Source organism: Streptomyces sp. E-08 (assembly GCF_049913095.1).
Lineage (GTDB): Bacteria > Actinomycetota > Actinomycetes > Streptomycetales > Streptomycetaceae > Streptomyces.
Genome location: NZ_CP183971.1, coordinates 2,459,505 through 2,480,541, shown reverse-complemented (window position 1 = coordinate 2,480,541; position 21,037 = coordinate 2,459,505). Strand labels below are relative to the sequence as shown.

20 protein-coding genes and 1 riboswitch are annotated in these 21,037 nt (G+C 69.9%); of the genes, 13 read left to right on the top strand and 7 right to left on the bottom strand.

Translation table 11 applies throughout. The features are described 5' to 3' along the window. Positions 1 to 40: 40 nt before the first annotated feature. Positions 41 to 1,219 carry a quinolinate synthase NadA gene (gene nadA / locus ACN9MM_RS11325; RefSeq protein ID WP_426363491.1) on the bottom strand — a complete coding sequence of 393 codons (1,179 nt, stop codon included), beginning with the start codon at positions 1,217 to 1,219 and terminating at the stop codon, positions 41 to 43. A gap of 247 nt (positions 1,220 to 1,466) precedes the next feature. On the opposite strand from nadA, the gene ACN9MM_RS11320 reads away from it, so the two are divergent. Next, positions 1,467 to 1,823 carry a HesB/IscA family protein gene (locus ACN9MM_RS11320; RefSeq protein ID WP_015033024.1) on the top strand — a complete coding sequence of 119 codons (357 nt, stop codon included), beginning with the start codon at positions 1,467 to 1,469 and terminating at the stop codon, positions 1,821 to 1,823. Between the two features lie 72 nt (positions 1,824 to 1,895). On the opposite strand, the gene ACN9MM_RS11315 is transcribed toward ACN9MM_RS11320, so the two are convergent. Further along, complete coding sequence (locus tag ACN9MM_RS11315) at positions 1,896 to 3,380, bottom strand: hypothetical protein (protein WP_426363490.1); 1,485 nt, start codon at positions 3,378 to 3,380, stop codon at positions 1,896 to 1,898. 67 nt (positions 3,381 to 3,447) lie between these two features. Continuing rightward, positions 3,448 to 3,654, bottom strand: coding sequence for a hypothetical protein (locus tag ACN9MM_RS11310; protein ID WP_382869935.1), 207 nt, complete (start codon positions 3,652 to 3,654; stop codon positions 3,448 to 3,450). Positions 3,655 to 3,784: 130 nt separating this feature from the next. On the opposite strand from ACN9MM_RS11310, the gene ACN9MM_RS11305 reads away from it, so the two are divergent. Then, positions 3,785 to 4,759: a carbohydrate kinase family protein gene (locus ACN9MM_RS11305; RefSeq protein WP_426363489.1), complete on the top strand. Its 975-nt coding sequence runs from the start codon at positions 3,785 to 3,787 to the stop codon at positions 4,757 to 4,759. Positions 4,760 to 5,347: 588 nt separating this feature from the next. On the opposite strand, the gene ACN9MM_RS11300 is transcribed toward ACN9MM_RS11305, so the two are convergent. Further along, a complete protein-coding gene (locus tag ACN9MM_RS11300) occupies positions 5,348 to 6,736 on the bottom strand; it encodes a cysteine desulfurase/sulfurtransferase TusA family protein (protein WP_426363488.1) in 1,389 nt (462 codons plus the stop codon). A gap of 547 nt (positions 6,737 to 7,283) precedes the next feature. On the opposite strand from ACN9MM_RS11300, the gene coxB reads away from it, so the two are divergent. From coxB to ACN9MM_RS11280, 4 genes are all read left to right on the top strand, one after another. Continuing rightward, complete coding sequence (gene coxB, locus ACN9MM_RS11295; RefSeq protein WP_426363487.1) at positions 7,284 to 8,249, top strand: cytochrome c oxidase subunit II; 966 nt, start codon at positions 7,284 to 7,286, stop codon at positions 8,247 to 8,249. Then, positions 8,246 to 9,982, top strand: coding sequence for an aa3-type cytochrome oxidase subunit I (gene ctaD, locus ACN9MM_RS11290; RefSeq protein WP_382869927.1), 1,737 nt, complete (start codon positions 8,246 to 8,248; stop codon positions 9,980 to 9,982). The genes coxB and ctaD overlap by 4 nt, the downstream gene beginning before the upstream one ends. Then, positions 9,979 to 10,377: a cytochrome c oxidase subunit 4 gene (locus ACN9MM_RS11285; protein ID WP_426363486.1), complete on the top strand. Its 399-nt coding sequence runs from the start codon at positions 9,979 to 9,981 to the stop codon at positions 10,375 to 10,377. Before ctaD ends, ACN9MM_RS11285 begins: the two co-directional genes overlap by 4 nt. A gap of 122 nt (positions 10,378 to 10,499) precedes the next feature. Continuing rightward, positions 10,500 to 11,753: an Ig-like domain-containing protein gene (locus ACN9MM_RS11280; RefSeq protein WP_426363485.1), complete on the top strand. Its 1,254-nt coding sequence runs from the start codon at positions 10,500 to 10,502 to the stop codon at positions 11,751 to 11,753. A gap of 23 nt (positions 11,754 to 11,776) precedes the next feature. On the opposite strand, the gene ACN9MM_RS11275 is transcribed toward ACN9MM_RS11280, so the two are convergent. Continuing rightward, entirely contained in the window at positions 11,777 to 12,178 is a 402-nt protein-coding gene (locus ACN9MM_RS11275) for a hypothetical protein (protein ID WP_189802204.1), read from the bottom strand. A 202-nt stretch (positions 12,179 to 12,380) separates the two neighbouring features. On the opposite strand from ACN9MM_RS11275, the gene ACN9MM_RS11270 reads away from it, so the two are divergent. The 6 genes from ACN9MM_RS11270 to ACN9MM_RS11245 all read left to right on the top strand — a co-directional run bounded on the left by ACN9MM_RS11270 (position 12,381) and on the right by ACN9MM_RS11245 (position 19,543). After that, positions 12,381 to 13,001 carry an aa3-type cytochrome oxidase subunit III gene (locus ACN9MM_RS11270; protein WP_382869919.1) on the top strand — a complete coding sequence of 207 codons (621 nt, stop codon included), beginning with the start codon at positions 12,381 to 12,383 and terminating at the stop codon, positions 12,999 to 13,001. A 74-nt stretch (positions 13,002 to 13,075) separates the two neighbouring features. Continuing rightward, positions 13,076 to 13,885 carry a cytochrome bc1 complex diheme cytochrome c subunit gene (locus ACN9MM_RS11265; protein WP_352018946.1) on the top strand — a complete coding sequence of 270 codons (810 nt, stop codon included), beginning with the start codon at positions 13,076 to 13,078 and terminating at the stop codon, positions 13,883 to 13,885. Next, the gene (locus tag ACN9MM_RS11260) at positions 13,882 to 14,934 is read left to right on the top strand and encodes a Rieske 2Fe-2S domain-containing protein (RefSeq protein ID WP_426363484.1); all 1,053 of its coding nucleotides are present in this window, start codon (positions 13,882 to 13,884) and stop codon (positions 14,932 to 14,934) included. The genes ACN9MM_RS11265 and ACN9MM_RS11260 overlap by 4 nt, the downstream gene beginning before the upstream one ends. Further along, positions 14,931 to 16,553 carry a cytochrome b gene (locus ACN9MM_RS11255; RefSeq protein WP_426363483.1) on the top strand — a complete coding sequence of 541 codons (1,623 nt, stop codon included), beginning with the start codon at positions 14,931 to 14,933 and terminating at the stop codon, positions 16,551 to 16,553. Before ACN9MM_RS11260 ends, ACN9MM_RS11255 begins: the two co-directional genes overlap by 4 nt. Before the next feature lie 138 nt (positions 16,554 to 16,691). After that, the gene (gene trpD / locus ACN9MM_RS11250) at positions 16,692 to 17,756 is read left to right on the top strand and encodes an anthranilate phosphoribosyltransferase (protein WP_426363482.1); all 1,065 of its coding nucleotides are present in this window, start codon (positions 16,692 to 16,694) and stop codon (positions 17,754 to 17,756) included. Between the two features lie 87 nt (positions 17,757 to 17,843). Then, positions 17,844 to 17,959, top strand: a riboswitch (SAM riboswitch). A gap of 183 nt (positions 17,960 to 18,142) precedes the next feature. Further along, positions 18,143 to 19,543, top strand: coding sequence for an aminotransferase class V-fold PLP-dependent enzyme (locus ACN9MM_RS11245; RefSeq protein ID WP_426363481.1), 1,401 nt, complete (start codon positions 18,143 to 18,145; stop codon positions 19,541 to 19,543). 72 nt (positions 19,544 to 19,615) lie between these two features. Here the strand turns inward: ACN9MM_RS11245 and ACN9MM_RS11240 are convergent, their stop codons facing one another. Beyond that, a complete protein-coding gene (locus ACN9MM_RS11240) occupies positions 19,616 to 19,897 on the bottom strand; it encodes an Lrp/AsnC family transcriptional regulator (RefSeq protein ID WP_017238849.1) in 282 nt (93 codons plus the stop codon). Beyond that, a complete protein-coding gene (locus tag ACN9MM_RS11235; protein WP_426363480.1) occupies positions 19,894 to 20,628 on the bottom strand; it encodes a rhomboid family intramembrane serine protease in 735 nt (244 codons plus the stop codon). Before ACN9MM_RS11235 ends, ACN9MM_RS11240 begins: the two co-directional genes overlap by 4 nt. A gap of 160 nt (positions 20,629 to 20,788) precedes the next feature. On the opposite strand from ACN9MM_RS11235, the gene ACN9MM_RS11230 reads away from it, so the two are divergent. Next, on the top strand, positions 20,789 to 21,031 hold the full coding sequence (locus ACN9MM_RS11230) for a hypothetical protein (protein WP_055644001.1): 243 nt from the start codon (positions 20,789 to 20,791) through the stop codon (positions 21,029 to 21,031). The last annotated feature ends 6 nt before the right edge of the window (positions 21,032 to 21,037 follow it).

The window sequence follows — 21,037 nt, the reverse complement described above, 5'->3', positions numbered from 1 at the left end:
GAGTGGGGCCGCCCCTTCCGGCGTACGTACGGGAGAACCGTTACGGCAGCGCCAGCATCCGTTCCAGGGCGAGCTTGGCGAAGCTCTCCGTCTCCTTGTCGACCTGGATCTGGTTGACGAGGTTGCCCTCGGCCAGGGACTCCAGGGTCCACACCAGGTGGGGGAGGTCGATGCGGTTCATGGTCGAGCAGAAGCAGACCGTCTTGTCGAGGAAGACGATCTCCTTGTCCTGGTCGGCGAATCGGTTCGCCAGCCGCCGGACGAGGTTCAGCTCGGTGCCGATCGCCCACTTGGAACCGGCCGGGGCCGCCTCCAGGGTGTTGATGATGTACTCGGTCGAGCCCACGTAGTCCGCGGCGGCGACGACCTCGTGCCGGCACTCGGGGTGGACGAGCACGTTCACGCCCGGGATGCGCTCGCGGACGTCGTTCACCGAGTCCAGCGAGAAGCGGCCGTGGACCGAGCAGTGACCCCGCCACAGGATCATCTTGGCGGCGCGCAGCTCCTCGACGGTGAGACCGCCGTTGGGCTTGTGCGGGTTGTAGAGCACGCAGTCGTCGAGGGACATGCCCATGTCGCGGACGGCGGTGTTGCGGCCCAGGTGCTGGTCCGGCAGGAAGAGCACCTTCTCGCCCTGCTCGAAGGCCCAGTCCAGGGCCCGCTCGGCGTTGGACGAGGTGCAGATCGTGCCCCCGTGCTTGCCGGTGAAGGCCTTGATGTCGGCCGAGGAGTTCATGTACGAGACGGGCACGACCTGATCGGCGACGCCGGCCTCGGTCAGCACGTCCCAGCACTCGGCGACCTGCTCGGCGGTGGCCATGTCGGCCATCGAGCAGCCGGCCGCGAGGTCGGGCAGGACGACCTTCTGGTCGTCACCGGTGAGGATGTCGGCCGATTCGGCCATGAAGTGCACACCGCAGAAGACGATGTACTCCGCCTCGGGCTTCGCGGCGGCGTCGCGCGCGAGCTTGAAGGAGTCACCGGTCACGTCGGCGAACTGGATGACCTCGTCGCGCTGGTAGTGGTGGCCGAGCACGAAGACCTTGTCCCCGAGCTTCTCCTTCGCGGCGCGGGCGCGCTCCACGAGGTCCGGGTCGGAGGGCGACGGCAGATCGCCGGGACACTCCACGCCGCGCTCGCTCTTCGGGTCGGCTTCGCGACCGAGCAGGAGCAGGGCGAGCGGCGTCGGCTGCACATCCAGGGGCTGGGCGGTGGTCACGTCACGCACCCTTTCTTCAGGGTCTTCGGGAAACGCTTTTCGTCGAAATGACGCTATCTATCATAACCGCTTCACGTCAGGATGACGATGGCCATAGTGTCGATGTGACGAATTCGCGGTCCGTGGTTCCTGGACAGGGTGTGCGAGCATGAAAGAGGGAAGACCCCACTCGGCCCGGAATGAATCCGGGGCACCGTCGGTTGCAACCGTCGGCAAGCAGTCTCCGTACACACCGGGAGAGAAGCAGATGTCCGTATCGGACGAGAAGACCACTGTCAGCGACGGCATCCTCCTGTCCGACGCCGCCGCGGCCAAGGTCAAGGCCCTCCTCGACCAGGAAGGCCGCGAGGACCTGGCCCTGCGCGTCGCCGTTCAGCCCGGCGGCTGCTCCGGCCTGCGTTACCAGCTGTTCTTCGACGAGCGCTCGCTCGACGGCGACGTCGTGAAGGACTTCGACGGCGTCAAGGTCGTCACCGACCGCATGAGCGCCCCGTACCTGGGCGGCGCGTCGATCGACTTCGTCGACACGATCGAGAAGCAGGGCTTCACCATCGACAACCCGAACGCCACGGGCTCCTGCGCCTGCGGCGACTCGTTCAGCTAAGCCTGTACGTGCGTGAGGGCGGTGGCCCCGGGAATGCCCGGGGCCACCGCCCTCACGTGTGCCCGGGGGCGCTCATCGCCGCGGCACGGCCTCCCCGCTCGCCGCGTCCACCACGGACCGGTCACCCAGCGGGCTCTGCAGCGTCACGCTCACCGTGATCTCCTTGGCGATCGCGATGCACACCCGTCCCGGGTCCGCCTTCTCGTCGATCCGCACGGTCACCTTCTCCGGGGTCTCCACGGCCTTGGCGGTGTACGTGCTGCACACCCCGCCCCAGAACGTGACCGTCAGCTTCCGGCCGTCCTCGGCCGTCCGGTACGACGTGATCTGCCGGGCCGGCGCCGTGCCCTCGTCCGGCGGCGTGGGCTTCGTCGGAGGAGCCAGGTGCTCCGGCGCCACCGCCGTCTCGATCACGGTGTACGGCGCCGCGTCCACCGGGTCCGCCGTGAACAGCCAGGAGGGTACGAGCAGCCGCTCGCCCGCCACGTCCTTCGCGGCCAGGCCGAAGACCGCAGCCGTCACCGGGACCTCGGTCGGCGGCGCCATCTCGGCGATCGACTGGCAGGGCGGGACCGGGTCCTTGCCGCTGCCGTCGACGGGGGCCGGGTCCTCCTTCCCGTTCCCGTCGACTCCGGCCGACGCCGGCGGGTCGGTCGCGCAGCCGCCGATGCCGACCGGGCCCGTGCCCTTCGCGTCCTCGTTCAGCTCCGCGAGCGCCTTCTCCGCCCCGACCACCGGGTACGTGTCGCCCTTCACCGGCTCCTTGAGCGTCCCGCTCCCGGCGACCGGCCGGCCGTCCGGGCCGATGTGCAGCCCCGTCGACCAGCCGTACGTCGGCAGCCCGCCCACCACCGGATCGGCGTTGACCACCCGCACCGAGCCGTCCATCACCTGCGTCGCGGTCACCTTCGCGTCGTCCTGGCCGAGCGCCTTCAGGACGGGCGCCGCCGCCGCCTTCGCCGCGGCCTCGCTCACCGGCGAACCGCCGCTCGGGGGCTTCACCTCTCCCGGCGGCGGGCACGCCCTGCCCTTGAGGCAGGAGTCGCCGACCGGGCCGCCGTCGTACCAGGAGTACGACCAGCTCCCCGGGGCGGCCTTCGCCACGTCCAGGCGCGGCCCCTGACCGTCCTTCTCCGGCCGGATCGTCCAGACGTCCCCGACCAGCACCGGCCGGCCCTCGACCCCGAGCGCCGCGGCCAGCCTGGTCACCTCCGCCGAGGTGACCAGGCCCTCGGGCCGGTGGACCGCGGCCGAGGAGGGCCCCTGGGGGAGTGGACCCTCGGCTTTGTAGACCGTCCCGCTCGGGCCGCCGCCCGGGTCCGGCTCGCCCGGCGCGATGCCGTGACCGCCGCCGCTGTCGCCGTTCCCCAGCCGCAGCGGCGGGGGCGACGCGGCCACGTCGGCGACCTTGCTCCCGGCCCCGGACGGCGTGGCGTCACCGCTCGCCGTCGCCGCGACGGCGAGATAGACGCCACCGCCCCCGGCGAGCAGCACACCCGCCGCCACCGAGGCGGCCAGGACGTTCCGCCGCCTCCGTACGTTCTCCGTACCGCTCACCGCAACGCTCCCTCGTCTCGACCGAACGCCGATGGGACGGAGCGGAGGCCCGGACGGTTCCCCTCCGTCAGCCGCCGTACTCGGCGGTGGCGTCGATCAGCCGGGCCGAGGCCGCCGGAACGACCACCCCGTGGATCGACGCGGGGGAGACCGGAAGGGGGGCCGGATCGGCCGGAGTCACCCAGTGGGGGGCCATCCGGGCACCGTCCCCGCGCAGCTGGGCGAGGCTGAACTCGGACTCGTGTCGCTCACGAGGAGCGGGGTAGATGGTCATGGGCGCACCGTATGCACCACACCGCTCCGGGGAAAAGGCCTACTCTGGGGTAGTTTCCACTGTTCGGCAGGGAGCGCCGCACCCGGTAGCGTGAACTGTCATTACCGCCTTCCCGCAGGAGCGCCCCGCCGTGCGTATCGCAGTCACCGGCTCCATCGCCACCGACCACCTCATGACCTTCCCCGGCCGGTTCGCCGACCAGCTGGTGGCCGACCAGCTCCACACGGTGTCCCTCTCCTTCCTCGTCGACAACCTGGACGTGCGCCGGGGAGGCGTCGGCCCGAACATCTGCTTCGGCATGGGCCAGCTCGGCGGCGCCCCGGTCCTCGTCGGCGCGGCCGGCTACGACTTCGACGAGTACCGCGCCTGGCTCGACCGGCACGGCGTCGACACCGGCTCGGTGCGGATCTCCGAGGTCCTGCACACCGCGCGCTTCGTCTGCACCACCGACAAGGACCACAACCAGATCGGCTCCTTCTACACCGGCGCCATGAGCGAGGCCCGGCTGATCGAGCTCAAGGCCGTCGCCGACCGCGTGGGCGGCCTCGACCTCGTCCTCATCGGCGCCGACGACCCCGAGGCGATGCTCCGCCACACGGAGGAGTGCAAGGACCGGGAGATCCCCTTCGCCGCCGACTTCTCGCAGCAGATCGCGCGCATGGACGGCGAGGAGATCCGCACGCTCCTCGACGGCGCCACCTACCTCTTCTCCAACGAGTACGAGAAGGGCCTCATCGAGTCCAAGACCGGCTGGACCGAGGCGGAGATCCTCTCCCGCGTCGGCCACCGCGTCACCACGCTCGGCTCGCGCGGCGTGCGCATCGAGCGCGTCGGCGACACGCCCATCGAGGTCGGCTGCCCCGAGGAGACCGCCAAGGTCGACCCGACCGGCGTCGGCGACGCGTTCCGCGCGGGCTTCCTGACGGGCCTGTCGTGGGGCGTGGGCCTGGAGCGCGCGGCGCAGGTGGGCTGCATGCTGGCGACGCTGGTGATCGAGACGCTGGGGACGCAGGAGTACACGCTGCGGCGGGCGAACTTCATGGAGCGCTTCACGAAGGCGTACGGCGAGGACGCGGCGACGGAGGTCCAGTCCCACCTCCTCTGACACGACGGCGCCCACCCACGAGCCCGCGCCGGGTGGGCACGCCTCGGCGGGCGGCGCCCCCGCCGTGTGCGCCCGCGCGGGGAGGCCCCCCGGGCCCGCCCGTTGCGCCCGTGCCCTGCAGGGCGCCGCCCCCGCCGCCGTGTGTGCCCGCGCCCGGGTGGGCGGTGCCCCGCTGCCGTGTGTGCCCGCGCCGTGGCCGGGCGGTGCCCACCGCCGTGTGGGCAATCGTCCCGCTGGGCGGGACGGGTGGGCACACGGGACGGCGCCCTTCGCGGCGCCTCCGCGTTCCGCGCCTGGACCCGCCCCCATGCCCGGTGCGCATCCGGTGCGGGTCCAGGCGCTACAGCCTCTGGCGCCGGCAAGGGCGCCGTCCGTTGTGCCCACCCTCCCCCAAGCTCTCGGCTTCGCTCGAGCAGGGGGACCCCCATCGCCCCGGCGGAACGCATGCCCACAACGGGGGGGGGCACCGCCCCGGCGGAACGCATGCCCGCAGCGGGCGGGGCGCAGCCCCCAGGGAACGCCTGCCCGCGACGGGCGGGGGTGCCGGCGCCGCCACGGGCGCGGGCCCGGCGCGGGCGCGGTCGGCGGTCACGTCGCGCGGCGGACCACGTAGGCCGTGCCTCCCCGGGGGGACGTCTCCTCGCCCACGTACACCTGCCCCCGCATCTCGCACCACGCCGGAATGTCCAGCCGCGCCGCCGCGTCGTCCGACAGGACCGTCACCGTCCCGCCCACCGGTACCTCTCCGATCACCTTCGCGAGTTCGATCACCGGGATCGGGCACCGCTTGCCCAGGGAGTCCACGACCAGGGAGCCCGAGGGCGCCGGCGCGGGCGTCACAGCCCCGGGGGCCCCCAGCCGCTCCCGTACCCCCGCCACCACGCCCGGCAGGACCGTGAGGAAGCGGTCCACGTCCTCCTCCGTGGTGCCGGTCGGCAGGGACACCCGTACGTTCCCCTCGCTCAGGACCCCCATCGCGCGCAGCACATGGCTGGGCGTCAGCGTCGAACTCGTGCACGACGAACCGGACGAAACGGAGAATCCCTCCCGGTCGAGTTCCGACAGGAGCGTCTCGCCGTCCACGTACAGGCAGGAGAACGTGACCAGGTGGGGGAGGCGCCGCACCGGGTCGCCCACCACCTCCACGTCCGGCACCAGCTCCGGCACCCGCGCCCGGATCCGGTCCACCAGGCCCCGCAGCCGTGCCGCCTCCGCCGCCGCCTCCGCCCGGACCGCCCGCAGCGAGGCCGCCGCCGCCACGATGGCCGGCAGGTTCTCGAAACCGGGCGCCCGCCCCGACTCCCGTTCGTCCGCGGGGCCTTGGGGCGCGAACCGGACGCCCTTGCGCACCGCGAGGAGGCCGACGCCCGCCGGGCCGCCCCACTTGTGCGCGCTCGCCGCGAGCAGTGACCAGCCCTCCGGCACCGGACCCCAGCCGAGCGACTGCGCCGCGTCGACGAGCAGCGGCACGGACGCCGCCCGGCAGGCCTCCGCGATCTCGGCCACCGGCTGCTCCGTCCCCACCTCGTGGTTGGCCGACTGGAGACACGCCAGGGCCGTCCCCGGAACGGCGAGGGCGGCCGTGAAGGCGTCCGCGTCCACCGCCCCCGACCGGCCCACCGGCACCTCGGTCACCGTGCCGCCGGCCGCCGCGAGCGACTCGCCCGCATGGAGGACGGAGGAGTGTTCGACCGCCGAGACCACGAGCCGGTTCCCGACACGCCGACGGCCCGCGAGCGCCCCGGAGATTCCGGCGTGAACCGCGCGCGTCCCCGAAGGAGTGAACACGAGCTCGTCCGGACGGCACCCCACGGCCTCCGCGGTGGCCTCCCGGGCGGCGTCGAGGAGCAGCCGGGCCCGCCGTCCCTCCCGGTACAGCCGGGCGGGGTCGGCCCAGCCCTCGTCCAGGGAGGCGAGCAGCGCCTGGCGGGCGACGGGGTGCAGCGGAGCCGCGGACGCGGCGTCGAAGTACGGCATCCGCCCACCGTAGAGGCCGGGGATCCGCGAGCGGCGGACCGGGATCCGGCACGGCCGCACCCCCGCAGCCCCGCACCCCCGCAGTCCTGCGGCTCCTGCCCCGAAGCCCCGCGCCCGAAGGCCCCCGGGCCCCCGCGCCCAAGGCCTCCGCGCCCGAAGGCCCCCGGCCCCCCACCACCCAAGGCCCCCGCCAGAGGCCCCCGGCCCCCGCGCCCAAGCCCCCGTCCCGCCCCCCGGGACCCGCCCCGCCCGAGCTCCCCGCCCCCTGAGGCGCTCACCCCGTGAGCCCTCGTCAGAAGCCCGCCCCGGTGCGTCGGCAGACGGCCGAACGGGCGTCTCGGACCCCCCTCCGGAACCCCGGAGTCCACCCCTTCGGGGACTCGGACGGCGCGTTGGGCACCCTCCCCGCGCGACCCCAAATAGCGTCCAGTAGGGTTTGGTCCGCATAAACATCCAAACCCCTGCCCGCGGCCGGGGCGGCGACCGACCAGCGAGACGGACGGCCGTGGCCGACCAACGCGGGCCGAGACTCTCGGGAAGGCGCTACGTGAGTCCCAACGGCTCCGACCGCTCGTCGCGGCGCCCGATGCGGCGGAAGCTGCCGCAGGTGCTGACTGCGGGCCTGATCCTGGCGACAGCCACGGGCTGCTCGTACAACTGGGAAGACTTCCCCCGCCTTGGTATGCCCACCCCCGTCACGGAAGAGGCTCCCACGATCCTCTCCCTGTGGCAGGGCTCCTGGGCCGCGGCCCTGATCACGGGCGTCCTGGTGTGGGGCCTGATCATCTGGTCCGTCATCTTCCACCGGCGGAGCAGGACCAAGATCGAGGTACCTCCGCAGACCCGTTACAACATGCCCATCGAGGCGCTGTACACGGTCACCCCGCTCATCATCGTCTCGGTGCTCTTCTACTTCACCGCGCGCGACGAGTCGAAGCTCCTCGAGCTCACCCCGAAGCCGGCTCACACGGTCAACGTGGTCGGCTACCAGTGGAGCTGGGGCTTCAACTACGTCGAGAACGTGCCCGGTGTTCAGGGTGACGCCAAGACGGACAAGAACCTCGCCTCGATCCCCGACAAGTTCCTCGAGGACTTCCCGGAGAACGCGGGCGGTGTCTACGACGCCGGTGTCCCCGGTGACCGGAACCCGCAGACCGGCAACCCGGGTCCGACCCTGTGGCTGCCGAAGGGTGAGAAGGTCCGGTTCGTCCTGACCTCCCGTGACGTCATCCACTCCTTCTGGGTGGTCCCCTTCCTGATGAAGCAGGACGTCATCCCGGGTCACACCAACTCCTTCGAGGTCATCCCGAACCAGGAAGGCACCTTCCTCGGCAAGTGCGCCGAGCTGTGCGGTGTCGACCACTCCCGGATGCTCTTCAACGTCAAGGTGGTCTCCCCGGAGCGCTACCAGCAGCACCTGAAGGAGCTGGCCGAGAAGGGGCAGACCGGCTACATCCCGTCCGGCATCGAGCAGACGGACCCGGCTAGGAATGCGGAGAAGCACCAACTGTGAGCATCCACAACGAAACCCAGGGTGCCGCCGCAGCTGAGGACTCGTACGAGAACGAGTTGCCCGTACGGCGCAAGCAGCCCGGCAACGTGGTCATCAAGTGGCTCACCACCACGGACCACAAGACCATCGGTACGATGTACCTGGTCACGTCGTTCGTCTTCTTCTGCATCGGCGGACTCATGGCGCTCTTCATGCGCGCCGAGCTGGCCCGTCCGGGTACGCAGATCATGTCGAACGAGCAGTTCAACCAGGCGTTCACGATGCACGGCACGATCATGCTGCTGATGTTCGCGACGCCGCTGTTCGCCGGATTCGCGAACTGGATCATGCCGCTGCAGATCGGCGCGCCCGACGTGGCGTTCCCGCGGCTGAACATGTTCGCGTACTGGCTGTACCTCTTCGGCTCGATCATCGCGGTGGCCGGCTTCCTCACCCCGCAGGGTGCGGCCGACTTCGGCTGGTTCGCCTACTCCCCGCTGTCGGACGCCGTCCGCTCGCCGGGTGTCGGCGCCGACATGTGGATCATGGGTCTGGCCTTCTCCGGCTTCGGCACGATCCTCGGTTCGGTCAACTTCATCACCACGATCATCTGCATGCGCGCTCCGGGCATGACGATGTTCCGTATGCCGATCTTCACCTGGAACGTGCTGCTGACCGGTGTCCTGGTCCTGCTCGCCTTCCCGGTCCTGGCGGCCGCGCTGTTCGCCCTGGAGGCGGACCGCAAGTTCGGTGCCCATGTCTTCGACGCGGCCAACGGCGGCGCCTTGCTGTGGCAACACCTCTTCTGGTTCTTCGGACACCCAGAGGTGTACATCATCGCCTTGCCCTTCTTCGGCATCGTCTCCGAGGTCATCCCGGTCTTCAGCCGCAAGCCGATGTTCGGCTACATCGGTCTGGTGGCCGCGACCATCGCGATCGCCGGTCTGTCCGTGACCGTGTGGGCCCACCACATGTACGTCACCGGTGGCGTGCTGCTCCCGTTCTTCTCCTTCATGACGTTCCTCATCGCCGTACCGACCGGCGTGAAGTTCTTCAACTGGATCGGAACGATGTGGAAGGGCTCGTTGTCCTTCGAGACCCCGATGCTCTGGACGATCGGCTTCCTGGTCACCTTCACCTTCGGTGGTCTGACGGGCGTCATCCTGGCCTCGCCGCCGATGGACTTCCACGTCTCCGACTCGTACTTCGTCGTCGCGCACTTCCACTACGTCGTCTTCGGCACCGTGGTCTTCGCGATGTTCGCCGGGTTCCACTTCTGGTGGCCGAAGTTCACGGGCAAGATGCTGGACGAGCGGCTCGGCAAGATGACGTTCTGGACGCTGTTCATCGGCTTCCACGGCACCTTCCTGGTGCAGCACTGGCTCGGTGCCGAGGGCATGCCGCGTCGTTACGCGGACTACCTGAACGCCGACGGCTTCACCGCGCTGAACACGATCTCGACGATCTCCTCGTTCCTGCTCGGTCTGTCGATCCTGCCGTTCCTCTACAACGTCTGGAAGACCGCCAAGTACGGCAAGAAGATCGAGGTCGACGACCCGTGGGGCTACGGCCGCTCGCTCGAGTGGGCGACGTCCTGCCCGCCGCCGCGGCACAACTTCCTCACCCTGCCGCGGATCCGTTCGGAATCCCCGGCGTTCGACCTGCACCACCCTGAGATCGCGGCAGTCGACCAGCTCGAGAACAAGCCGCACGAGGCCGCGGCCCTCACGGGCAGCAAGGAGGCCGGCAAGTGAAGATCCAGGGCAAGATGTTCATCTGGCTGAGCGTCTTCATCCTTGCCATGGCGGTCCTGTACGGCGTCTGGTCCAAGGAGCCGGTCGGCACGACGGCGCTCTTCCTGGCCTTCGGCCTGTCCATCATGATCGGCTACTACCTGGCCTTCACGGCCAAGCGTGTCGACGCGATGGCGCAGGACGACAAGGAGGCCGACGTCGCGGACGAGGCCGGTGAGGTGGGCTTCTTCGCCCCGCACAGCTGGCAGCCGCTCTCGCTGGCCGTCGGTGGCGCGCTCGCCTTCCTCGCCATCGCGATGGGCTGGTGGATCCTGTACTTCTCCTTCCCGCTGATCCTCGTCGGCCTGTTCGGCTGGGTCTTCGAGTTCTACCGGGGCGAGAACCAGAACCAGTAGCGGTACCCCGCTCCGCACCGGAGCACACCGAGGGGCCCGGACACTTCGTCAACGAAGTGTCCGGGCCCCTCTTTTGCAGCACTCGGCGCGCTGGTCGCGAGGATTGTCCTTAGCGTGAAGTCATGAACGACACGCCGCGCATTCGGACTGTTCTGAGCTGCACTCTTCTGGCCGTCACCGTCCACGCGGGCGCCACCGCGTGCGCGGGCTCCGACGGTCACCCGCTGTCGGAGAGGGCCTACGACGCTGCCGACCAGCTCGCGGTCAGCGCTCCCGCCGACGGCGCCAAGGCGGACCCCGAGAAGCCCCTGGAGATCACCGCCAAGGACGACGACGCCCGGATCACCGACGTCACCGCCATAGATTCCTCAGGCCACCACCTCGCCGGCGAACTCACCGCGGACGGGCAGCGGTGGCGCTCCACGGCCGCTCTGGCGGCCGGCGCCCGCTACACGGTCCAGGTGGCCACCGAGGACGAGGACGGCGCTCCAGGCGCCCGTACGTTCACTTTCGAGACGGCTCCGGCCAAACGGGCCCTGACCGTGACCTTCGGGCCGGAGGCGGGCACGTACGGCGTCGGACAGCCCATCACGGCGGAGCTCAGCCTTCCGGTCAAGGACCGGTCGGCCCGCGCCGTCGTCGAACGGGCCCTCAAGGTCCGCTCCACGCCCTCCGTCGAGGGGGCCTGGTACTGGGTGGACGACAAGAAGCTGCACTTCCGTCCGAAGGAGTACTGGCCGGCCGGGGCGCTCGTCACGGTCACCGGCAACCTGGACGGCCTCAAGGTGGGCGACAAGCTCTACGGCGGCGCGTCCAAGCCGCTGAAGCTCACCATCGGGGACCGGATCGAGGCCGTCGCGGACGCCGCGTCGCACTACATGACGGTGAAGCGCAACGGAGAAGTGATCAACACCATTCCGGTGACCACCGGCAAACCGGGCTTCTCCACCCGTAACGGCATCAAGGTGGTGCTCGGCAAGGAGTACTACGTCCGGATGCGGGGCACCAGCATCGGCATCGCGGAGGGCAGTTCCGACTCCTACGACCTGCCGGTGTACTACGCCACCCGGGTGACGTGGAGCGGCGAGTACGTCCACGCCGCGCCGTGGTCCGTCGGCTCTCAGGGCGTCGAGAACGTCAGCCACGGCTGTGTCGGCATGTCGACGGGGAACGCGGCCTGGTTCTTCGAGACCGTCCGCCCCGGAGACCTCGTCCGTGTCGTCAACAGCTACGGCGACACGATGGACACCTTCGGCAACGGCTTCGGCGACTGGAACCTGGAGTGGAACAAGTGGCGCCAGGGCAGCGCCCTGGTGGAGGCCGCCGGAAACCCCGTGGCCCCCACCGAGAAGGGCAACCTGAGGCCCTCGATCTGACTAGCGCACGCGCCCCGGACGGCTCACGCGTCGATCGACAGGCGTGAGCGCAGCAGGGACGCCAGGGACGCCGCGAACTCGACCGGTTCCACCGGAAGGGTCACCGCGGCGTCCGCGCGGCTCCAGGTGGCCAGCCAGGCGTCCTGGGGCCGCCCGATGAGCAGCAGCACCGGCGGGCACCGGAAGACCTCGTCCTTGATCTGCCGGCAGACGCCCATGCCTCCGGCGGGCACCGCCTCGCCGTCGAGGACGCACACGTCGATCCCGCCCTCGTCCAGGCGCTTCAGGACCGCGGGCAGCGTCGCGCACTCCACGAACTCGACCGGGGGAACGTCGGTCGCGGGCCTGCGTCCGGCCGCGAGCCGCACCTGTGCGCGGGTGTTCGCGTCGTCGCTGTAGACCAGGACCGTGGCACTCGACTGCATCGTTCCTCCGTGGGGAAGTCCGTGGGAAGGTCGTCGATCGATGCGCCGGATGCTACTCCGGTCCACACTCCGTCAACACCCGTTCAGCACCTGTTCGAACGGCGCCCGGGCGCCTCCGCACTGGGCCGTTCGGGCTGGACACGACCCCCTGACACTCCGAACGGCACCCCCCGGAGTGAGGGCGGGATAAGCGACCGACATAATGTCGGTCGTGGCGACAGTAACGACAGTAGAAACAGGGCACGCGCACCCGTCGGTCAATCGACCGAACCTCACCAGCGTCGGAACCATCATTTGGTTGAGCTCCGAGCTGATGTTCTTCGCGGCCCTCTTCGCGATGTACTTCACCCTGCGATCGGTGACGGGTCCCGAGTTCTGGGCGGAACAGGCCTCGGCCTTGAACTTCCCCTTCTCGGCGACCAACACCACGGTCCTGGTGCTCTCCTCCCTCACCTGCCAGCTCGGCGTCTTCGCCGCCGAGCGGGGCGATGTGAAGAAGCTCCGGACGTGGTTCATCATCACGTTCGTGATGGGTGCGATCTTCATCGGCGGCCAGGTGTTCGAGTACACCGAGCTGGTCAAGAAGGACGGCCTCTCGCTGTCCTCCGACCCGTACGGCTCGGTGTTCTACCTGACCACCGGCTTCCACGGCCTGCACGTGACGGGCGGTCTCATCGCCTTCCTGCTGGTCCTCGGCCGGACGTACGCCGCCAAGAGGTTCACCCACGAGCAGGCAACCGCCGCCATCGTCGTGTCCTACTACTGGCACTTCGTCGATGTCGTCTGGATCGGCCTCTTCGCCACGATCTACATGATCAAGTAATCGGCGCCGCCTCCACGGCGGACCGAGACATCCAGCAAGCATCGACGCAGAAGATCCTGACACCGGGGTAATCCGTGAAAAAGCTCTCCGCACGACGACGCCATCCGCTGGCGGCGGTCGTCGTCCTACTTCTCGCGCTGGCGGCCACTGGGGGGCTGTACGCCGCGTTCGCGCCCGCGGGCACGGCGAAGGCCGATGAAACCGCCCAGTCCCTCGCCATCGAGGAGGGCAAGAAGCTCTACTCCGTCGGCTGCGCCAGCTGCCACGGAACCGGCGGTCAGGGCACCACTGACGGCCCGTCCCTCGTCGGCGTCGGTTCGGCCGCGGTCGACTTCCAGGTCGGCACGGGCCGTATGCCGGCCCAGCAGCCGGGCGCCCAGGTCCCGAAGAAGAAGGTCATCTACTCGCAGGCTGAGATCGATCAGCTCGCGGCGTACGTCGCCTCTCTCGGTGCCGGTGCGATCACGCCGACCGAAGGCCAGTACAGCCCTGACGGTGCCGACATCGCCCGTGGTGGCGAGCTGTTCCGCACCAACTGTGCCCAGTGCCACAACTTCACCGGCGAGGGTGGCGCGCTGACCTACGGCAAGTACGCCCCGAGCCTCGAAGGCGTGAGCCCGAAGCACCTCTACGAGGCCATGCAGACCGGCCCGCAGAACATGCCCTCCTTCCCCGACACGACCATGCCGGAGAAGGAGAAGAAGGACATCATCGCGTACGTCCAGGCCGTCAACAGCGACAAGGCCGACAACCCGGGCGGTCTCAAGCTCGGTGGCCTCGGCCCCGTCAGCGAGGGCCTGTTCGCCTGGGTCTTCGGTCTGGGTGCGCTGATCGCAGTTGCCATCTGGGTCGCGGCCCACACCGCTAAGGCCAAGAAGTCATGAGTAGCCAAGAGATTCCAGAAGAGAACCTGCCGGCAGGGCAGGACACCGCGCACGGCGCGGTGAAGGTCGCCGACGACCCGTTCGCCGACCCGGGCCTCCCGCCCCACAAGCCCCGCATCCAGGACATCGACGAGCGGGCCGCCCGTCGGTCCGAGCGCGCGGTCGCCTTCATGTTCACGCTGTCGATGCTGGCCACCGTCGGCTTCATCGCCTCGTACGTGATCTTCCCGGTCGACAAGATCGTGTACATCTGGCCCCTCGGCCGGGTGTCCGCGCTCAACTTCGCCCTGGGTCTGACCCTCGGTGCCGCCCTCTTCTTCATCGGCGCGGGCGCGGTCCACTGGGCCCGCACCCTGATGTCCGACGTCGAGGTCGCCGACGAGCGTCACCCGATGGCGGCGTCGCCCGAGGTCAAGGCGAAGGTCATGGCGGACTTCGCGGCCGGTGCCGCGGAGTCGGGCATGGGCCGCCGCAAGCTCATCCGCAACACGATGTTCGGCGCGCTGTCGCTCGTACCGCTCTCCGGCATCGTCCTGCTGCGTGACATGGGCCCGCTGCCCGAGAAGAAGCTCCGGACCACGCTGTGGACCAAGGGGCTCCAGCTCATCAACATGAACACGCACGAGCCGCTGCGTCCCGAGGACGTCGCGGTCGGCTCGCTGACCTTCGCGATGCCCGAGGGCCTCTCGGAGCACGACGAGCACTTCCAGACCGAGATCGCCAAGGCCGCCCTGATGATCGTCCGGATCCAGCCGGAGGACATCAAGGACAAGCGCGAGCTCGAGTGGTCCCACCAGGGCATCGTCGCGTTCTCGAAGATCTGCACCCACGTGGGCTGCCCGATCTCCCTGTACGAGCAGCAGACGCACCACGTGCTCTGCCCGTGCCACCAGTCCACCTTCGACCTCTCCGACGGCGCCCGCGTCATCTTCGGCCCGGCCGGTCACGCCCTCCCGCAGCTGCGGATCGGCGTGAACGACAAGGGCTTCCTGGAGGCGCTCGGCGACTTCGACGAGCCCGTCGGTCCTGCCTTCTGGGAGCGCGGATGAGCACCGTGACGGAATCAAAGAAAGCACCCGCCGGTGAGCGGGTCGCGGACTGGGCCGACGGCCGCCTGGGGATCTACACGCTGGCCAAGGCCAACATGCGGAAGATCTTCCCGGACCACTGGTCCTTCATGCTGGGCGAGGTCTGCCTCTACAGCTTCCTCATCATCATCCTGACGGGCGTCTATCTGACGATGTTCTTCCACCCGTCGATGAACGAGGTGGAGTACGTCGGACCGTACGTCCCGCTCCAGGGACAGCTGATGTCCGAGGCGTTCAACTCGACCATGCACATCTCCTTCGAGGTGCGCGGTGGTCTGCTCATCCGGCAGATCCACCACTGGGCGGCGCTGATCTTCCTCGCCGGCATGTTCGTGCACATGATGCGCGTGTTCTTCACCGGCGCGTTCCGCAAGCCGCGTGAGATCAACTGGCTGTTCGGCTTCCTGCTGTTCTTCCTGGGCATGTTCACCGGCTTCACCGGTTACTCGCTCCCGGACGACCTGCTCTCCGGCACCGGTGTCCGCTTCATGCAGGGCGCGATCCTGTCCGTGCCGGTCCTCGGCACGTACCTGTCGATGTTCCTGTTCGGCGGCGAGTTCCCCGGCGGCGACTTCGTCGCCCGGTTCTACTCGGCGCACGTGCTGCTGCTCCCCGGCATCATGCTGGGCCTCGTGGTCGCCCACCTCATCCTGGTGTTCGTCCACAAGCACACGCAGTTCGCCGGCCCCGGCCGCACGAACAACAACGTCGTCGGCATGCCGCTGCTGCCCGTGTACATGGCGAAGGCCGGAGGCTTCTTCTTCCTGGTCTTCGGTGTCATCGCGGTCATCGCGGCGATCGCCTCGATCAACCCGATCTGGGCCATCGGCCCGTACCGTCCGGACCAGGTGTCCACCGGCGCCCAGCCCGACTGGTACATGGGCTTCGCCGAGGGTCTGATCCGTGTCATGCCGGGCTGGGAGATCAACCTGTGGGGCCACACGCTGGTCCTCGGCGTGATGATCCCGCTGGCGATCTTCCCGGCGGTCCTCGCGGCCATCGCGGTCTACCCGTTCATCGAGTCGTGGATCACCGGCGACAAGCGCGAGCACCACATCGCGCAGCGCCCGCGCAACGCTCCGACGCGCACCGCCTTCGGTGTCGCCTGGATCACCGCGTACATGATCATGCTCGTGGGTGGTGGAAACGACCTCTGGGCGACCCACTTCCACCTGTCGCTCAACTCGATCACCTGGTTCGTGCGGATCTTCTTCTTCGCCGGTCCGGTCATCGCGTTCGTCGCCACGAAGCGGATCTGCCTCGGCCTCCAGCGCCGCGACAAGGACAAGGTGCTGCACGGCCGCGAGTCGGGCATCATCAAGCGCCTGCCGCACGGTGAGTTCGTCGAGGTCCACGAGCCGCTCAGCCAGGGCGAGCTGCACCGCCTCACGGCGCACGAGCAGTACGACGCCGCGGAGCTGCCGCCGGCCGTCGACGAGAACGGCGTGGAGCGCAAGATCGGCCGCATGGAGAAGCTGCGGGTCAAGCTCAACAAGGGCTACTACGGCGACGACAGCCAGATCGCCAAGCCCACGGTCGAGGAGTACAAGGAGATCCAGAGCGGCCACGGCCACCACTGATCACCTTGAACACCTGACCAGCTGAAGGTCGCCACGGCGAGAGCCCCGTCCATTCGATGGACGGGGCTCTTTGCCGTCCCCGGAGGTCGATAGGGTTAAGCCGTCACCTATTGCGCACGCAACAGACCAGGAGCTGCCATGAGCGCTGCGACCCCCGCTGGAGGACCTACCACGGCGGGCCGCTCCTGGCCCGTCCTGCTGAACGGCCTGCTCGACGGCAGGGACCTCTCCGCCGACGACACCGCCTGGGCGATGGACCTGATCATGAGCGGCGAGGCGACCGACGCGCAGATCGCCGGCTTCATGGTGGCGCTGCGCGCCAAGGGCGAGACCGTGCAGGAGATCACCGGCCTCGTCCGGACCATGTACGCGCACGCCAACGTGATCGAGGTGCCGGGCCCCGCCGTCGACATCGTCGGCACCGGCGGCGACGGCGCCAAGACGGTCAACATCTCCACCATGGCCTCGATCGTGGTCGCCGGCACGGGCGCCAAGGTCGTCAAGCACGGCAACCGGGCCGCGTCCTCCGCCTCCGGTTCCTCCGACGTCCTGGAGAAGCTCGGCATCAACCTCGACCTGACCCCGCGCCGGGTCGCCGAGGTGGCCGAGGAGGCCGGCATCACCATGTGCTTCGCCGTGCGGTTCCACCCCTCGCTGCGGCACGTCGCCGCGGCCCGCGGCCAGCTGGGCATCCGGACCACCTTCAACGTCCTCGGCCCGCTGACCAACCCCGCCAAGGTGCGGGCCCAGGCCGTCGGCGTCGCCGACCCGCGCATGGCGCCCGTCGTCGCCGGGGTCTTCGCCGAGCGCGGCAACTCGGCCCTCGTCTTCCGCGGCGACGACGGCCTGGACGAGCTGACCACCACCTCCACCTCCCGCGTCTGGGTGGTCAAGGACGGCGGCGTCACCGAGGAGCGCTTCGACCCGCGCGACGTCGGCATCGAGCTCGTCCCCCTGGAGGCGCTGCGCGGCGCCGACGCCTCGTACAACGCCGACGTGGCGCGCCGGCTGCTCGCGGGGGAGACCGGTCCGGTACGGGACGCGGTGCTGCTCAACGCGGCGGCGGCGCTCACCGCCCTGGAGCCCGGAGCGGGCACCCTCGTGGAGCAACTCGCCGCGGGCATCGCGAAGGCGGCCGAGTCGATCGACTCCGGCGCGGCCCACCGCACCCTGGAGCGCTGGATCGCCGCCAGCAACGCCTGAGCCTGTGTGAACGGCGTATGTCGACCCCGTCCCGGATGCCGGGACGGGGTTGCGGCGTCCTGATCGACTGGCATAGGTTCTGGAACAGGTCATGAGTGACAGCTGCAAGGCCCCGGCCGGCTGTCCGGCAACCCTCCGTCCGTGGCGGGGTGCCCCGGGTGAAGACCAGGCCGTACGGCAGAAGCCTGCGGCAAGCGCGGACCCCTGCGCGTCACCCTGGGGTCCTTGGTCCTCTAGGGAGCGTTGTCTCGTGAGCAAGCGAATGCGTTAGGGCCCTTCAGGCCCCCTCTCTCCACCCTTCACCCGTACGCGGCACCCTTCGTTCGCGCTGCCCTGCGGGCCCCTTCACGCCTTTTCGCGCCCCTTTCATGCCGGGAGACACCGCTATGTCCGCACGCCCGAACGCCGCCACCGTAGCCACCGTCGACACTGCCGCAGACTCCGCCGAACCCTGCTGCGACGCCCCGCTGCCGGTCCTCGGCCGGGACGTCACCGTCCCGCTCGTCACCGGCGGCGAGGTGACCTACGCGGCGCTCGACTACGCGGCCAGCGCACCGGCGCTCCAGCGGGTCTGGGACGACGTGGCCGCCTACGCCCCCTACTACGGCAGCGTGCACCGCGGCGCCGGCTACCTCTCCCAGCTCTCCACCGACCTCTTCGAGAACAGCCGCGTCACCGTCGCCGAGTTCCTCGACTGCCGCCCCGGCGACCAGGTCGTCTTCACCCGCTCCACCACCGACTCGCTGAACCTGCTCGCCGCCACGATCCCGGCCGGCTGCCAGGTCTTCGTCTTCGAGACCGAGCACCACGCCTCGCTGCTGCCCTGGAGGGACGCCCGCGTCACCTACCTCAACGCGCCGCGCACCCCGGAGCAGGCCGTCGCGACCCTGGAGCGCGCCCTCGCCGACCGCGACCCGTACGGTCCCGCCCTGGTCTGCGTCACCGGCGCCTCCAACGTCACCGGTGAGCTGTGGCCGGTGAAGGAGCTCGCCGCCGCCGCGCACGCCCACGGTGCCCGGATCGTGCTCGACGCCGCCCAGCTCGCCCCCCACCACCCGGTCTCCGTGCGCGAGCTCGACGTGGACTGGGTCGCCTTCTCCGGGCACAAGCTGTACGCGCCCTTCGGCTCCGGCGTCCTCGCCGGCCGCGCCGACTGGCTCCAGGATTCCGAGCCCTACCTCGCGGGCGGCGGCGCCTCCCGCAAGGTGGCACGCCGGGCCGACGGTGGTGTGGACGTGGAGTGGCACACCACCGCGGCCCGGCACGAGGCCGGTTCGCCGAACGTCATCGGCGTCTACTCGATCGCCTCCGCCTGCAAGGCGCTCACCGAGGCCGGCTTCGACTCCCTCGTCGCCCGCGAGCGGCACCTGATCGACACCGTCCGCGCGGGCCTGGCCGAGGTGCCCGAGGTGCGGGTGCTCTCGCTCTTCGGCGACGACGCGCCCCGCGTGGGCGTCATCTCCTTCGTCGTGGAGGGCTGGAACAGCTCCCACTTCGCCGCCGCGCTCTCCGCCGAGTACGGCATCGGCGTCCGCGACGGCCTCTTCTGCGCCCACCCGCTGGTCCGCACCCTGCTCGGCAGCGACCCGCAGGACCCGGGCGAGTGCGGTGCGCCGGAGGCCGCCCCGGGGGAGCGTTCGCTCAACGCCATCCGGGTGAGCTTCGGCGCCGGTACGCCGGACGAGCACGTGGAGCGGTTCGTCGGCGCCGTGAAGGAGCTCGTCCGGGACGGCGCGCAGTGGAAGTACCGCACCGAGGACGGCCGCTGCGTCCCGGACCGCGGCTGATCGGTCACTCGTACGGGTGAAGGGGGCCTCCCGGTCGGGAGGCCCCCTTCGGTCGTGCTCGGGTGCGCGGTGTCAGGACTCCAGGCCGATGGCGAAGGCCGCCTCCAGGTCGTGCTGGGAGTACGTCCGGAACGCGACGTGCGTGTCCGTGGCCTCGACGCCCGGAATCTTGCTGATGCGGCCGGGGATGACGTCGGCGAGGTCGTCGTGGCGCGGGACCCGGACCATGGCGATCAGGTCGTATGTTCCGGTGACCGAGAAGACCTCGCTGACGCTGTCGAGCGCGGCGATCGACTCGGCGATCTCGGGAATGCGGTCCACGCTGGTCTTGATGAGCACGATCGCGGTGATCACGGCTGGCTTTCTCCCTCGGTCGCCGCGGCTGGGACTTTCACTCTATCCCCACCGCGGAAGCGCCCCCAGGCGTAGAGGAAGCCGACGGAGAAGCCCACGACGTGGGCCAGGTAGGCGACGCCGGGTCCGGCGCCCGCCGCCCGCGCGGCCATCCACTGGAGCGTGAACCAGAAGATCAGCACGATCCAGGCGGGGAAGCGCAGCGGCAGGAAGAACAGGAAGGGGAAGAGGCTCGTGACCCGGGAGCGCGGGAAGAGGAAGAGGAACGCCCCGAGCACCGCGGAGATCGCCCCGGAGGCGCCGACCAGGGTCTGCTCGCTGTCCGCGTGCGCCACCGCGTACCCGAGCAGGGCGACATAGCCGGTCCCCAGGTAGAAGAGGCAGAACTCGACGGGCCCCATGCGTTCCTCGGCCATCGCGCCGAAGACGTACAGGAACAGCATGTTTCCCAGCAGGTGGAGCCAGCTGCCGTGGACGAAGAGCGCGGTCAGCGGGGTGAGCAGGGCCCTGGAGTCGCCGCTCATCAGCTCGGCGGGGACGACGCCCCAGCGGCGGAAGTAGGCGCCCTGGGCCGCCAGGAGCTCGTCGCCCGTGCCGTACCCGGGGCTGAGTCCGGAGACCGGGCTGATCACGAAGAGCAGGCAGCAGGCGGCGATCAGTGCGTACGTCACGGTGGGTCCGCCGCGGGTGCCCCGCCAGGCCCCGAGCGCCGCGCCTCGCCAGTCGATCATGGACAGATCATGGCGTACCGGGGCCGAAGTGGACAGAGTGCCTCGCCGTGTCCCGCCCTCCCCGCGAGGCCTTAGTGTTACGGGCACCACCGACCGCAGTTCGACGGCGCACCGCGGCTCCCGCACCTGGTACCACGCAACAGGAAGAAGGACGGCACCGATGACGACGGTTCCCCTGCCGACCGACGAGACCCGCTGGCGCTGCACGCTCTGCGGCAATCTGACCCGCTTCGACGTGACCCGCTCCTCCAAGGTCGTGGAGTACGTCCATCTGGACCTCGCAGGAGACCCGACGGTCGAGGAGCGGCAGGTGGTCAGTGAGACCATCGAGTCGGTCCGCTGCCGCTGGTGCAACGCGGTGGACCAGATCGAACTGGTGGACAGGCCGGGCGCCGCCTCCTGAGGGACG